At 40.2% G+C, this 13,629-nt stretch carries 12 protein-coding genes; 11 read left to right on the top strand and 1 reads right to left on the bottom strand.

Annotated elements, in window-relative coordinates:
- The first annotated feature begins 17 nt into the window (after positions 1-17).
- From mfd to spoVT, 3 genes are all read left to right on the top strand, one after another.
- Positions 18-3,551: a transcription-repair coupling factor gene (mfd, locus tag JT739_RS03250; protein ID WP_237659659.1), complete on the top strand. Its 3,534-nt coding sequence runs from the start codon at positions 18-20 to the stop codon at positions 3,549-3,551.
- Positions 3,552-3,598: 47 nt separating this feature from the next.
- Complete coding sequence (locus tag JT739_RS12870; RefSeq protein ID WP_237659658.1) at positions 3,599-4,555, top strand: peptidylprolyl isomerase; 957 nt, start codon at positions 3,599-3,601, stop codon at positions 4,553-4,555.
- Between the two features lie 91 nt (positions 4,556-4,646).
- Complete coding sequence (spoVT, locus tag JT739_RS03240) at positions 4,647-5,207, top strand: stage V sporulation protein T (protein ID WP_237659657.1); 561 nt, start codon at positions 4,647-4,649, stop codon at positions 5,205-5,207.
- 60 nt (positions 5,208-5,267) lie between these two features.
- Here spoVT and pckA read toward each other — a convergent pair whose 3' ends face one another.
- A complete protein-coding gene (pckA, locus tag JT739_RS03235) occupies positions 5,268-6,842 on the bottom strand; it encodes a phosphoenolpyruvate carboxykinase (ATP) (RefSeq protein WP_237659656.1) in 1,575 nt (524 codons plus the stop codon).
- 256 nt (positions 6,843-7,098) lie between these two features.
- Here pckA and JT739_RS03230 point away from each other — a divergent pair, with 256 nt between their 5' ends.
- The 8 genes from JT739_RS03230 (at position 7,099) to JT739_RS03195 (ending at position 13,548) form a co-directional block, all read left to right on the top strand.
- A complete protein-coding gene (locus JT739_RS03230; protein ID WP_237659655.1) occupies positions 7,099-8,703 on the top strand; it encodes a polysaccharide biosynthesis protein in 1,605 nt (534 codons plus the stop codon).
- Positions 8,704-8,707: 4 nt separating this feature from the next.
- Positions 8,708-9,496, top strand: a complete 789-nt coding sequence (gene mazG, locus JT739_RS03225; protein WP_237659654.1) for a nucleoside triphosphate pyrophosphohydrolase — start codon at positions 8,708-8,710, stop codon at positions 9,494-9,496.
- 82 nt (positions 9,497-9,578) lie between these two features.
- Positions 9,579-9,854, top strand: a complete 276-nt coding sequence (locus JT739_RS03220; protein WP_370642564.1) for an HU family DNA-binding protein — start codon at positions 9,579-9,581, stop codon at positions 9,852-9,854.
- Positions 9,855-10,018: 164 nt separating this feature from the next.
- Entirely contained in the window at positions 10,019-10,990 is a 972-nt protein-coding gene (locus JT739_RS03215; RefSeq protein ID WP_237659652.1) for a SpoIID/LytB domain-containing protein, read from the top strand.
- A gap of 60 nt (positions 10,991-11,050) precedes the next feature.
- Positions 11,051-11,326: a sporulation protein YabP gene (yabP, locus tag JT739_RS03210; RefSeq protein ID WP_237659651.1), complete on the top strand. Its 276-nt coding sequence runs from the start codon at positions 11,051-11,053 to the stop codon at positions 11,324-11,326.
- Positions 11,327-11,347: 21 nt separating this feature from the next.
- The gene (gene yabQ / locus JT739_RS03205; protein ID WP_237659650.1) at positions 11,348-11,782 is read left to right on the top strand and encodes a spore cortex biosynthesis protein YabQ; all 435 of its coding nucleotides are present in this window, start codon (positions 11,348-11,350) and stop codon (positions 11,780-11,782) included.
- Between the two features lie 65 nt (positions 11,783-11,847).
- Complete coding sequence (locus JT739_RS03200; RefSeq protein WP_237659649.1) at positions 11,848-12,132, top strand: septum formation initiator family protein; 285 nt, start codon at positions 11,848-11,850, stop codon at positions 12,130-12,132.
- 513 nt (positions 12,133-12,645) lie between these two features.
- On the top strand, positions 12,646-13,548 hold the full coding sequence (locus tag JT739_RS03195) for a PfkB family carbohydrate kinase (protein ID WP_237659648.1): 903 nt from the start codon (positions 12,646-12,648) through the stop codon (positions 13,546-13,548).
- Positions 13,549-13,629: the final 81 nt, after the last annotated feature.

The following is a 13,629-nucleotide window of genomic DNA, read 5'->3' as shown; positions in this document are numbered from 1 at the left end:
TTAACAGGAGTATATGCATGAAACAGCTATTAAAAACTACTGAAGAAATATTGGAGTATAGAAAATTACTGGAAGACCTTAAACGTGGCGGCTCTCACCTATTTGCCTATGGGATATCGGATTCTCAAAGGGCATATATAATAGCTGCCTTGAAACAGCAAGGGACGCCTCAAATTTTAGTGGTCACCGCTGATTCACTAGATGCCAAAAAACTTGCCGATGACCTTTCATTTTTCTTAAGTCCCGAGGAAGTTGCTGTTTTTCCAACAAGCACTGTATTGCCTTATGAAACTGCTGCACGAAGCTTAGAGTTTACTGCACAGAGACTAAAAGTGATGGAGAGCCTACTCCTAAAAAAACCCATTGTGGTAGTAGCACCCATACAGGCGCTGTTTTCTAAAATAGTGGCACCAGAGATTGTGAAAAAATTCACTATCCAATTTGAAGTAGGCAAATCAGTGCCAATGAATGATGTTGTGTCAAAATTGTCTGCAATGGGCTATGAACGGGTAGAAATGATTCAGGGTCAAGGGCAGTTTGCCATTCGTGGCGGAATTCTCGACGTGTATCCCCTCACCAGTGAGTATCCCTATAGATTGGAGTTCTTTGACGAAGAGGTAGATTCTATTAGGAGATTTCACATTGAGGACCAGCGTTCTATTGACAAGCTGGATAAGATTTTTGTAGGCCCCGCTCGAGAGGTAGTTTACGATGAAGAAACTGCCAAAGCTGCCGCCGTGGCTATAGCTGATGAGTTAAAACAGCGGCAAGCCGTGTTAAAATCCCTGGGGAAACAAGAACTGGCACAGCACCTGTCGGAAAAAGTGGAAGCACATATTGAGAAACTCTCAAACGGCCTTTTTTTTGAAGCTGCAGAGCTATATGTATCACATTTGTATCCCGATCTATGCAGTATAGCGGATTATTTTGAAAATAGATTTGTATCTGTTTTAGTGGAGCCAGGGAGAATAAAAGAAGCACAGAAAAATGCTGCTTTTGAAGTTGAAGAAACTTACAAAGGTCTTTTAGAGACCGGGGAAATACTGCCGTCCCAAGCCAGTATCTATTACAGCCCTTTTGAAATATTGGATAATTTAAAAAGACATAAAATTATATATTTCGCTGCACTGCCAAAAATATATCCTGAATTCGAACCACATGGCCTGTACTCCTTTCAATTTCGCTCTACGACTCCCCTTTATGGAAAACTGGATTTGCTTGTTGAAGAAATTTCAAGGTTAAAGCGCAGAGGATATAGAATAGCACTTCTTTCCGGCACCGAGGAACGAGGCCAGCACCTAATCAGAAACTTAAGTGACAGAGGAATTGAGGCAAGTTTTCTAAACGAGGCCGGTGCCATAGAGCCCGGTCAAGTAGTTGTCATTCCTAACTCAATTGAGCAGGGATTTGAAAATCCGGAAATAAAATTCGTTATTTTTTCGGATACGGAGATTTTCGGAAGGGCCAAGAAAAAGCAAACTCAGCCAAAACCCAAGGCAAAAAGTAAAAAAATTACGGATTATCAGGAACTTCGCGTAGGTGATTATGTAGTCCATGTATCTCACGGTATCGGCAAATACTTGGGTGTGGAATCCCTGGAAGTGGGAGGGCATATAAAGGATTATTTTGCCCTGATGTATGCTGGAGGGGATAAACTTTACGTTCCCACAAACCAGGTAGATTTAATACAAAAGTATGTAAGCCCTGATGATACTCCGGTAAAACTTCACAAACTGGGCGGTAGCGAGTGGAATAAAACTAAAAGCAAGGCTAAAGCATCGGCTAAGCAAATGGCAGAGGAATTACTTAAACTTTATGCTGCTCGGCAGACCATAAAGGGCTTTGCTTTTTCGCCCGATACCCCGTGGCAGGAAGAATTTCAGGACATGTTTCCATATGAAGAGACTCCGGACCAGCTTGCAGCCATCGAGGAAGTTAAAAAGGATATGGAAAGCCCGCGGCCTATGGATCGGCTCCTTTGCGGAGATGTGGGCTACGGCAAGACCGAAGTTGCCATGAGGGCAGCTTTTAAAGCCGTCATGGACAACAAGCAGGTGGCAGTGCTGGTTCCCACAACTGTTTTAGCCCAGCAGCACTATCACACTTTTTCCGAAAGGTTTAAACCTTTTCCTGTGAATGTGGATTTTATTAGCCGATTTAAGTCTGCTGCACAGCAGAAGGAAATAATGGCTAAACTTAAAACAGGTGAAATTGACATAATCATCGGCACTCACAGGCTATTGCAGAAAGACGTAAAATTTAAGGATTTAGGTCTGCTCATTGTGGACGAGGAACAGCGTTTTGGAGTATCGCACAAAGAAAAAATTAAGCAGCTCAAGAAAAATGTGGATGTATTGACTCTTACTGCCACTCCCATACCCAGGACTTTGCACATGGCCATGAGTGGAATAAGGGATATGAGTATTATAGAAACGCCGCCGGAAAACCGGTTTCCCATTCAAACTTATGTGGTAGAACATAATGAGTCTCTGATACGGGATGCCATTATACGGGAACTGTCCCGGGGCGGCCAGGTCTACTATGTTTACAACCGGGTTCAGACTATTCATGAGGAAGCCCAAAAACTCAAACAGCTTGTACCAGAAGCTCGCTTTGCTGTAGCCCACGGGCAGATGAACGAAAATGAGTTAGAAGAGGTGATGCTGGGATTTTACAATCACGAATATGACGTTTTGGTATGCACCACCATTATAGAAACAGGTCTTGATATACCCAATGTAAACACCTTAATTGTCACATCAGCAGATAAAATGGGACTTGCACAGCTTTATCAGCTGAGAGGTCGTGTGGGCAGGTCCAATAAGCAGGCCTTTGCATATTTAACATACAAGAAGGACAAGGTGCTGAGCGAAGCGGCTGAAAAGCGCTTATCCGCTATCCGGGAGTTTACGGAATTTGGGTCGGGCATTAAAATTGCCTTAAAGGATCTGGAAATCCGCGGCGCAGGCAATATTTTAGGTGCGGAGCAGCACGGCCATATGATGGCAGTTGGCTATGACCTATATACCAAATTGCTGGCTGACGCAGTGAAAGAACTAAAAGGTGAAAAACAAGAAGAAGAATTGCGGCCTGTCCTTGAGCTTGATGTAAGTGCATATATATCTAATGAATATATAAGCAATGAGGCTTTAAAAATGGAAATTTATCGCCGCATTGCAGCAGTAGACAGTGTGGAAGAAGCTGATGATTTGGAAGATGAAGTAGAGGATCGCTTCGGAGATATCCCAGAGCCTACCAGAAACCTCATCATGATTTCCCGCATAAGGGCTCAAGCTGCAAAACTGGGCATCGAAAGCATTATACAAAAGGGAGATATGATTAATATTAAGTTTCATGAAAAAAGCCAGCTGACACCACAGCTGCTAGTTGGCATTAAGGCGGTGCTGGATAGACAAGTTAAAATCATAGGCACAAATTCTCCAATCATTGCTGTAAAAACCAGGGGTAACGAGGGTATAAAATTACTGATGAGACTTCAGAAGATATTGGACGAAATAAAGGCTATGCAGGAGAAAGGCGGTATAGTATAATAATATAAAGCTAGACCAGTTTTACTTACCTATATGAGGAGGAAATCATGAGAAAGCTATGTGTTTGGGCCCTTTTGCTTGTATTAATCATGGCAATGACGGGGTGTAAAAATACAGAAAAAGTTGAAGGCAAAATTGTTGATGGCAAAGAGGTAATAGCCAAAGTCAATGATGAATATATTTTAAAGTCTGATTATGATCGTCAAGTTGCGCTGATTAAAAGTGCTTTAGAAGCTAATGGGCAAGACTTTTCTACTGCTGAAGGAAAGAAAGTATTGCAGGCTATTAAAGAGACCGTTTTAGAATCTATGATAGACGATCAGGTGATACTTTGGCAGGCGGGGAAAAACAATATTACTTTAGATGATGAAGAATTCAATGAAGCTATAAGTCAATTGGAGCAGTACCACGGCGGCAAAGATGCTTTGGAGACATATTTGAAACAGCAGGGTCTTGATAGAGAGTCTTTTGAAGCACAGGTCAAAGACCAGCTGATAATAAACAAGTTTAGAGAAAAACTTACACAGGATGTAAAAGTTACAGAGGATGAAGTCAAAAAATACTATGAAGAAAACAAGAAAATGTTTGAGCTGCCATCCAAAGAAATCCGGGCAAGCCACATATTAGTAGATACTGAAGAGGAAGCTAAAGAGCTCTTGGCCCAAATAAAGGCTGGAGCCGATTTTGCGGAGCTTGCTAAAAAATACTCTAAAGATCCAGGCTCTAAAGACCAAGGAGGAGATTTGGGATATTTTTCTAAAGGCAAGATGGTGCCGGAATTTGAAAAAGCAGCCTTTGCCTTAAAGCCAGGAAGCGTAAGTGATGTTGTCAAAAGTGAATATGGATATCACATAATCAAAGTTACCGGTGAACGAACCTCATTAAGTTTTGACGATGCTAAAGACTATATAAAGTCAAACTTGGAAAATGCCAAAAAAGATGAAGAGTTTGCTAAACACGTGGAGAAGTGGAAAAAAGAATCCCGGATAGAAAAATATATATAAAATTTCTCAAATTGCCTTCAATGAATAGAACCTCCATTTGCGTTATATACTATAAGTGGAATCCAAACCAGATTATGAGGAGGGAAATTTATTGAAGGCAACAGGAATTGTTCGGCGTATAGATGACCTAGGACGTGTTGTAATACCTAAGGAGATTCGTCGGACTCTCAGAATTCGCGAAGGCGACCCTCTTGAGATATTCACAGATCGGGAAGGAGAAGTAATACTTAAAAAGTATTCACCGATTGGAGAGCTAGGGGACTTCGCCAAAGAATATGCTGATTCACTTCATGATTCTGTAAACCATATTACATGCATTGCTGACAGAGATACGATTATAGCCGCTGCAGGAGCACCCAAAAAGGAATATATAGATAAGTCTATTAGTTCTGTCCTTGAAAGGATCATGAATGAACGTAAGCCTGTTCTCATACCTAAGACCAGTGAAAAAGATTATGTGCCTATAACCAAGGATGAAGAAGAAGGCAAAATCAAATATTCAAGTCAGGTTATCTGCCCTATTATTGCCGAAGGAGATCCCATAGGTGCTGTCATTCTTCTTTCTAAAGATGCTGATGTAAGTATGGGAGATATGGAGCTTAAAGTAGCAGAAACCGCAGCTGGCTTTTTGGCAAGGCAGATGGAAGAATAGAAAGGCAAAAAACCACCCATAATAACGGGTGGTTTTTTGATGCCATTTCAAAGCTTGAGTTTATTTGCTAGTGCCTCTTGGACCAGCTGCAAGAACTTCAGGTGCGATGCCGGAAAACTTGGCAATGTTCTTGGCAAAGCTTTCGGCAAGATTGATTGCTGCCTTATCATAGGCCTCTTTATCGCTCCAGGTATTCTTGGGATTTAATATATCCGAAGGCACATCAGGGCAAGATTTGGGGATCATTAATCCGAAAATCGGGTCTTTTTCGTATTCTACAGAGTCAAGTATGCCTTCGAGAGCTGCTCTAATCATAGCTCTTGTATAGCCTAAATCCATGCGCTTGCCAACACCGTAGGGGCCTCCTGTCCAACCGGTGTTTACCAGAAATACGTTAGCATCATGTTTTTCTATTTTCTCACCTAGAAGTTTGGCGTATACCATTGGTGAAAGTGGCAGGAACGGAGCGCCAAAGCAGGAAGAGAAAGTGGCCTGAGGTTCTGTAATTCCCCTTTCGGTGCCCGCCAGTTTGCTGGTATACCCGGAGATGAAATAGTACATGGCTTGTTCTCTACTGAGCTTAGCTATAGGAGGCAGCACTCCAAAAGCGTCGGCAGTTAAGAATACTACAGTTTTGGGATGGCCTCCTACACCGGGGATGACAGCGCCGGGAATATATTCTACGGGGTAAGCAGCGCGAGTATTTTCCGTGACTTTATCACTGCTGTAGTCCGGAATTCTTGTGTCTTCATCTACAATGACATTTTCCAAAACCGTTCCGAATTTTATGGCATCGTAAATCTGAGGTTCTTTTTCCCTGGTAAGGTTGATACATTTTGCGTAGCAGCCGCCCTCAAAATTAAAGATGCCGTCATCAGACCAACCATGTTCATCGTCACCGATGAGGAATCGATGAGGATCGGCGGAAAGTGTGGTCTTTCCAGTGCCAGAGAGGCCAAAGAATAGCGCCGTAGAGCCGTCTTCGCCCACATTTGCGGAACAGTGCATAGAAAGCACTCCTGCCTCAGGCATTAAATAATTTAATACCGAAAATACGGATTTTTTCATTTCGCCTGCATATTGTGTGCCACCAATTATGATAAGTTTCCTTTCAAAACTAATGATGATAAATGCTTCCGAATTGACTTTATCGGTTTCTGGATCTGCCTTAAAACCGGGAGCACAAATAACTGTAAAACCTGGTTCATGATTTTTCAATTCCTCTTCTGAGGGCACGATAAACAGCTGGCGGCAGAAGAGGTTTTGATAAGCGTATTCATTGATAACTCGAATTGGCAAGCGGTATTTTGGATCTGCACCTGCAAAACCGTCAAATACAAATATATCGCGGTTTTGCAGATATGCTAAAAGCCGTTTAAGAATGTTCTCAAAATTTTCCCTCTGAATGGGTTTGTTGTTGCCCCACCATATTTTGTCGTGGATAGAAGGTTCGTCCACAATGAATTTGTCGTGGGGTGAACGGCCGGTGTACTTGCCTGTAAAGACATTTAAGGCTCCGCTTTCCGTCAAAAATCCCTCTCCTCTTCTCAGCGCTTCTTCCACAAGGCGAGGAACGGAAAGATTTTTATAAACATTTTTGGTGTTGTAAAGACCTATGGAAGCTAATTTTTCCATTACTTCTACCTCCGCTTCTATAAATTCAATTAAAATCTATTATATAACATTTTTTTTACAAGCACTAGGTATAATTTGTTCATATTCGTTAAAAAATTAATGATAACTTTGCTAAATGCCTATTTATTAACAATATTACATACAAAAACGCCGTACCATATCATGGTACGGCGAGGAATCTATTCATAAATATTGCTGCTGAATATAGAATAGAATATAATAGATAAAGAGTTTCAAAAGAAAGGCGGATAAATTATTGTCTGATAGAAAAGATTCCTTTTTAAAAGGTGCTCTGATATTAACAATAGCAGGTTTTATTGTAAAGATTTTAGGGGCAGCTTATCGCATTCCATTGGCACTGCTCATAAAAGATGAGGGTATGGGCCTGTATCAAATGGCATACCCGATTTATTTGATACTTCTTTCCATATCTACGGCTGGCCTTCCCACAGCTATTTCCAAGATGGTATCTGAAGATGCTGCTTTGGGGAAATATAAAAATGCCTATCGCATATTTGTTGTTTCCCTGGTAGTGCTTGCTCTAGTTGGGCTTGTGCTGACAGTTGTTTTAATTGCAGGAGCAGAGCTGCTATCAATAAGAGTTTATCAAAATCCCAAGGCCTACTACTCCATTGTCAGTATAGCACCTGCAATATTTTTTGTTTCTGTAATGTCATGCTTTAGAGGATTTTTCCAGGGCTTGCAGGATATGACCCCTTCGGCTATATCCCAAATAGTGGAGCAAATAGGTCGAGTAGTGGCAGTTTTTATTCTGGCCAACATACTTTTGCCTTATGGTGTGGAGTTTGCCGCTGCCGGGGCAGCCTTTGGCCCGGTGGCAGGGGCTGTGGCAGGGCTGATTGTGCTTATTTTGGTATATTATAACAGAAGAGGTTATTTACTTACCAAGATGAGCCTAGACACCAGCCGAGCCTTTGAAGATTACGTACATATTATATATCGCTTATTTTCCTTTGCCATTCCTATAACCTTGGGAGGCCTCGTTAGCCCTTTTATGAACATGGCTGATGCAGCCATAGTAAGCAGCAGACTGCAGTATGCAGGATTTTCCGTAAAGCGGGCAACAGAGCTTTTTGGACAGCTCACCGGCATGGCTGCTCCCCTTGTGAATTTACCGGTTGTGGCAACTACGGCCCTTTCCGCAAGCCTGGTGCCGGCGATTTCCGAAGCTGTGGCCTTAAACAACAGGCAGATGATCGCTTCTAGAGCTGAAACGGGAATGTGCTTTAGTATAATATTTGGCTTGCCTGCGGCTGTGGGCATGTACGTGTTGGCTGAGCCTATAACCGTTTTGCTTTATAAAAATGCCGAAGCTGGAATATCTCTTGAAGTTCTTTCATGGGGAGTAGTGTTTTTAGCCCTTACTCAAACTACCACAGGAATCCTTCAAGGCATTGGTCAAACTATGATTCCTGTAAAAAATATGTTTATTGGTGCCGCAATAAAAGTTGTCATAAATTACGTTCTGACTGGTATAACCTACATTAATATTAAAGGGGCGGCTCTCGGAACGGTTATAGGTTATCTGATTCCTTCCCTTTTTAATGCTCTGCAGGTGATCAAGTGGACAGATCTTAAAGTTGATTTAAATTACATGGTAATAAAACCCGCCTTTGCTGCTGCTATCATGGGAATAAGCGTAAAGCTTGCCCATGGAAAGCTTATGCTTTTAGGCCTTTCGCAAAACAAAGCCACAGTTTTTGCTATAGCCTTAGGTGTTCTTGTATATGTTCTGGCTTTGCTTTTAAGCGGAGGTTTAAAGCAAAATGACTTGGAGCTTTTACCCGGTGGCCGGCACATCATTAGATTTATAAAAAAATTTGGAGCCTTCAGGAGGTAATTTAATGTCAAAGCGCACTTTAGATGATTTGGTGGAAATAATGGCAAAACTAAGAGGGAATCCTGGCTGTCCTTGGGACAAGTCCCAGACCCATGAGACCTTAAAACCTTTTATCATAGAAGAAGCCTATGAAGTTGTAGATGCCATTTCGAGAAAAAGCAGAGAGGATCTTATTGAAGAGCTTGGGGACCTTTTGCTGCAAATAGTCTTTCACAGCCGTATCGGTGAGGAGCGGGGTGAATTTGATATAGGCGATGTTATCGAAGGAATATGTGAGAAAATGATAAGGCGCCACCCTCATATTTTTGGTGATGTGGCTGTAGAAGGCACTGATGAAGTTCTAAAAAATTGGGAAGAAATAAAGCGTGAAGAAAAGGATATGAAATCAGAAGCTGAGAGCATGATGAACATACCAAAGGCTCTGCCGGCTCTGATGAAGGCTTTTAAAGTTCAGGAAAAGGCAGCCCGGGTAGGTTTTGATTGGGATGATATAAGTGGCGCAATAGATAAGGTTTATGAAGAGTTGGACGAGCTTAAAGAAGTATATAATGCAGGAAACAGTGACAAAATAAGAGAAGAAATGGGAGATTTGTTATTTGCCTGTGTAAATGTTGCTCGTTTTTTAGAAGTCGAACCTGAGCTTGCTTTAAACGATGCTGTAAAAAAATTTATTAACAGATTCAATTTTGTAGAAGCAACGGCGGCGGAATTCGACAAGAATTTACGAGATATGAGTTTACAGGAAATGGAAGAATTGTGGCAACAAAGTAAAAAACAAGAAAAAAAGTTTTAAATTTCCTTTGTAGAGGAAGGATTTTGTCAATAAGTGGAGAATAGACTATATGAATTTAATTAACATTCAGGGAGGGAATCTTGTGAACAAAGCCGAACTTATTTCAGTAATGGCTGAAAAGAGTGGATTGACAAAGAAGGATACGGAAAAAGCGCTAAATTCATTCATCGAAGCAGTTGAAGAAGCTCTCGTAAATGGGGACAAGGTTCAATTGGTTGGTTTTGGAACATTTGAAGTGAGAGAGAGAAGTGCCCGCAAAGGTCGCAATCCACAAACTGGCGAAGAAATTGACATACCCGCAGCCAGTGTACCGGCTTTTAAGGCAGGAAAAGCCTTAAAGGACAGCATTAACAAGTAAATGATTAGACACTATTAAAAAGGCAGGTTGTTAGACCTGCTTTTTTGTTTTTATATGCGAGAATTATTTATTATTTAAAGCCAATACTATAAGTATGAAAAAGCCAGCAGCAAACTTCCTTTTTATAGTGTTACTTAATTTAACTTAAAACTAGGAGGCTTGATATGAACAGAAAGTTAGCAGCTCTAATAATTTTTGTTGCCATTATAACCGCTTTAGTTGCAGCATGTGCCAGAAGACCCAGTCCAGAAAAAAAACCAGCTCTGCCCAAGGTACCCGATAAAATCAGCCGTGGAACCGGCAAAGAGCCGGTGCTCAGTGTATATGAAGTCCAAACTGGTGCTGTCAAAGAAATGAAACTGGAAGATTATGTGGCAGGTGTAGTGGCAGGAGAAATGGAAAATAACTGGCCAGTGGAAGCTCTGGCAGCCCAGGCTATCTTGGCGAGGACTTATGTCCTTGAGTTTATAACTGATAAGGGCGGTTCAAAATATACAGATGCAGACATATCCACGGATTTTGAAGAAGCCCAGGCATGGAATCCGGACAACATCAATGACAGGATAAAAAAGGCCGTTGAAATGACCCGCGGTGAAGTAGTCACGTATAAAGGCAAGTATATTAAGGCTTGGTTTCACTCCCATGCCGGAGGCATGACTGCAACTGCTAAAGAGGGTTTAAATTTTAAGGAAGCAGAACCCCCTTATATAAAAGTTACGAAATCGCCGGATGCCGATGCAGGGCCTGAAGGCAAAAGGACATGGACTGCATCTTTTTCAAAAGACCAAATAAGCGCTGTAATAAGAGACAAAATGGGCATGGAAACGGGCCCCATAGACACTGTCAGCATAGTTGAAAGAGGGCCTTCAGGTCGAGCTACAAAGCTTAAGATAGGAAATGCCACGGTCTCGGCGCCAGAGCTTCGAATAGCCCTGGGGAGCATGGAAATGAGATCAACCCTTCTTACCAGCTTTAAGGTGGAAGGTGACAAAGTTATTATGGCTGGGAAAGGATTTGGCCACGGGGTGGGCCTTTCCCAATGGGGAGCCAATGTCATGGCCAAACAAAAAAAGAGCCCCGAAGATATAATAAACTATTATTTTAAAGACGTAGACATCGTAAAATTGTGGGAATAACATATTTCAAAACCCTCCCGAATAAAATTAAAACAAAGATAAGTAAGGGAGGGTTTTGTAGTGGAAGAAAAAACTCGTCACAAATTAACACTTACCAATCGGGAACTCCTAGAAGTAAACGGTGTAATAAATGTAGAAAAGTTCACCGATGAAGATATATTACTTGAAACAGACGAAGGGATGCTTAACATCAAAGGCGAAAATATGCACATGAAGCAATTAAATCTAGACGCCGGTATGATTGTAATTGAGGGTATCGTAAAGGCAATGGCCTATCATGAAGGCTTATCTTCTAGTTCAAAAAGGAAGGGCTTACTGGGGCGCCTGCTAAAGTGAGTTTTCTAGGAGGAGATATAGGTGGATCTTTGGCAGATACAACCGCAAATTATGCTTTTAATTACATCTTTAATCATAGGATTGGTTACCGGATTATTGTTTGACATATATCGGCGTATGAGAAACTTGGTTTCCCCGGGGCCTTATCTTACAGCTCTCGGGGATTTGTGTTTTTGGTCTATCATAGCTGTAATTACTTTTACATCACTTCTTTCCATAAGCTCAGGCCAGATTCGCGGATATGTTTTTTTGGGAATAGCAGCGGGCTTGGGTTTTTATCTTCACTTTATAAGTCCATATGTGATTTGGTTTTTTGTTGTAATGGATACTTATATTGGAATCTGTTTTTTAAAAATATCTAAGCTTGTAGGCAAAGTAAAGAGTCTGACAGCTGTAAGGCTAGTGCACAGGATTTGGCAAGACGCAAGGCGAATCTTTTCTAAAATGAAGCGTTGATAATGAAGGATTTTCAAATAATGTACCGAACTGTAAATATAAGTACAGTTGGAGGTTTTGGTAAAATGGCAAAAAGGAAAATTAAAATTCGCCACCTGTTGTGCTTGCTTTTTTTAATTTATGTGCTGTCGACTTTCATATATCAACAATTTAGAATTATGGATTTAACTAAACAGGAGGCAGAGCTTAATGCCAAAAAAAAGGCGGCCATTGAGCAAAGAGAAGAGCTCAAAAAAGAAATAAGCCTGCTTCACACTGATGAATATATTGAAGTCATTGCCCGGGATGAGCTGGGGCTTGTAAAGCCTGGGGAATACATAATAAAAAGTGCAAGAAGTTTTAAAGAATAACCAAACAACATGGGGAAAATTCAGTAAAAAAAATGAAAGAAAGGCCCAGATGACATTGTTCATCTGGGCAAGTTTTTCTATAACAATAAAGTTTAGGTTATAAAAATTAAATAAATGTAACACTAAGCTTATAGATGAAATAAAAGTGTAGCATTAACGTAAAAATGCTTACAATATGTAAATTTACAAGTTAACATTAGCTATATTAAGATTATTCACTATTAAATCCTTTTTTTCAACTGTAATTAGCATTTACATTTTGTACATCTTTATGGTAATATAACATTGTAATACATAATATACATAATCTCCGCATGTTTTTATAAATTGCTTTATGTATTGTTAAAAAAGACCAGATAAGTGCAATTGCCGTTTTCTGAAAATAATAAAGTATCGTAATAAAGCATGTTCGTCCAAGATTATATATTATTTGCAATATCAAAAGTCGCAGTCAAATCATATTAAAACGAAAAATGTAATCTTACATAAAAATAAAAAATCAAGGGTGATAACATGTTAAGAGTCATAGGAGTTGGAGACAATGTGGTGGACAGGTACCTACATAAAGGTATCATGTATCCTGGAGGCAATGCTTTAAATTTTAGCGTCTACGCAAAATTAACCGGCAATGATTCTGGTTATCTGGGGGTTTTTGGAAATGATAACGCCGGAAAACACGTATCTGCAGTTTTGCAAAAATTAGGTATAGATATTTCTCATTGCAGATTTGAAGATGGCGAAAATGGGAGTTCTTCTATTAATATTATCAACGGGGACAGAATAATATCTGAAGATAATGATGGAGGCGTTTCAAAAGAATTTCCTATTAAACTCAATGGAGAAGATTTAGAGTACATAAAGACATTTGATGTTGTTCATACAAGTATATATAGTTATATGGAGGAAGAGATTGGAAAGATAAAAGAAATAGGAATTCCCGTGAGCTTTGACTTTTCTAGTTTGTGGGATGATGCATATCTTGAAAGAGTATGTCCAAATACAGATTTTAACTTGCTATCTTGCGGCCATCTAGATGATGGGGAAATACAACATTTACTTAAGAAAATACATAATTTAGGCTCCAAAATTATTATTGCTACAATGGGTAAAAGAGGTGTAATTGTATACAATGGTAGGAAATTCTATAAAAAAGAGCCCTATAATTTAGGTGCCAAGATAGTCGATACTCTTGGTGCAGGTGATTCGTTTTTGACAGGTTTTCTACTGACATATATAGATGGCATAAAATACTATCATAGGGTTACTAAATCAGACGTAGACTTAGAACTCCCACAAAGATATAAAATTGATTTTGAGGATTTACTAATTGAATATAGTATGGCAAGAGGCAATCTTTTGGCTGCAAAAACATGTACGGTGGATGGAGCTTTTGGGTATGGCATTAAAATAGATTAATAATTCCAAATGTTTTTGAAAGACCAACTATTAAAAGTCAAGCAGATTTAAAAAAATCACAAATGAGATCCAACTAAAAAC

It is taken from the genome of Tepidanaerobacter sp. GT38 (genome assembly GCF_021991635.1).
Lineage (GTDB): Bacteria > Bacillota > Thermosediminibacteria > Thermosediminibacterales > Tepidanaerobacteraceae > DTU063.
The sequence above is the reverse complement of the archived record's forward strand: the minus strand, read 5'-3'. Positions and strand labels throughout refer to the sequence as shown.

What these genes read in the sequence shown, in the direction of transcription:
- mfd (WP_237659659.1), top strand. Translation starts at nt 18, where the DNA reads ATGAAACAGCTATTAAAAACTACTGAAGAAATATTGGAGTATAGAAAA.
- JT739_RS12870 (WP_237659658.1), top strand. Translation starts at nt 3,599, where the DNA reads ATGAGAAAGCTATGTGTTTGGGCCCTTTTGCTTGTATTAATCATGGCA.
- pckA (WP_237659656.1), bottom strand. Translation starts at nt 6,842, where the DNA reads ATGGAAAAATTAGCTTCCATAGGTCTTTACAACACCAAAAATGTTTAT.
- mazG (WP_237659654.1), top strand. Translation starts at nt 8,708, where the DNA reads ATGTCAAAGCGCACTTTAGATGATTTGGTGGAAATAATGGCAAAACTA.
- JT739_RS03215 (WP_237659652.1), top strand. Translation starts at nt 10,019, where the DNA reads ATGAACAGAAAGTTAGCAGCTCTAATAATTTTTGTTGCCATTATAACC.
- JT739_RS03200 (WP_237659649.1), top strand. Translation starts at nt 11,848, where the DNA reads ATGGCAAAAAGGAAAATTAAAATTCGCCACCTGTTGTGCTTGCTTTTT.
- JT739_RS03195 (WP_237659648.1), top strand. Translation starts at nt 12,646, where the DNA reads ATGTTAAGAGTCATAGGAGTTGGAGACAATGTGGTGGACAGGTACCTA.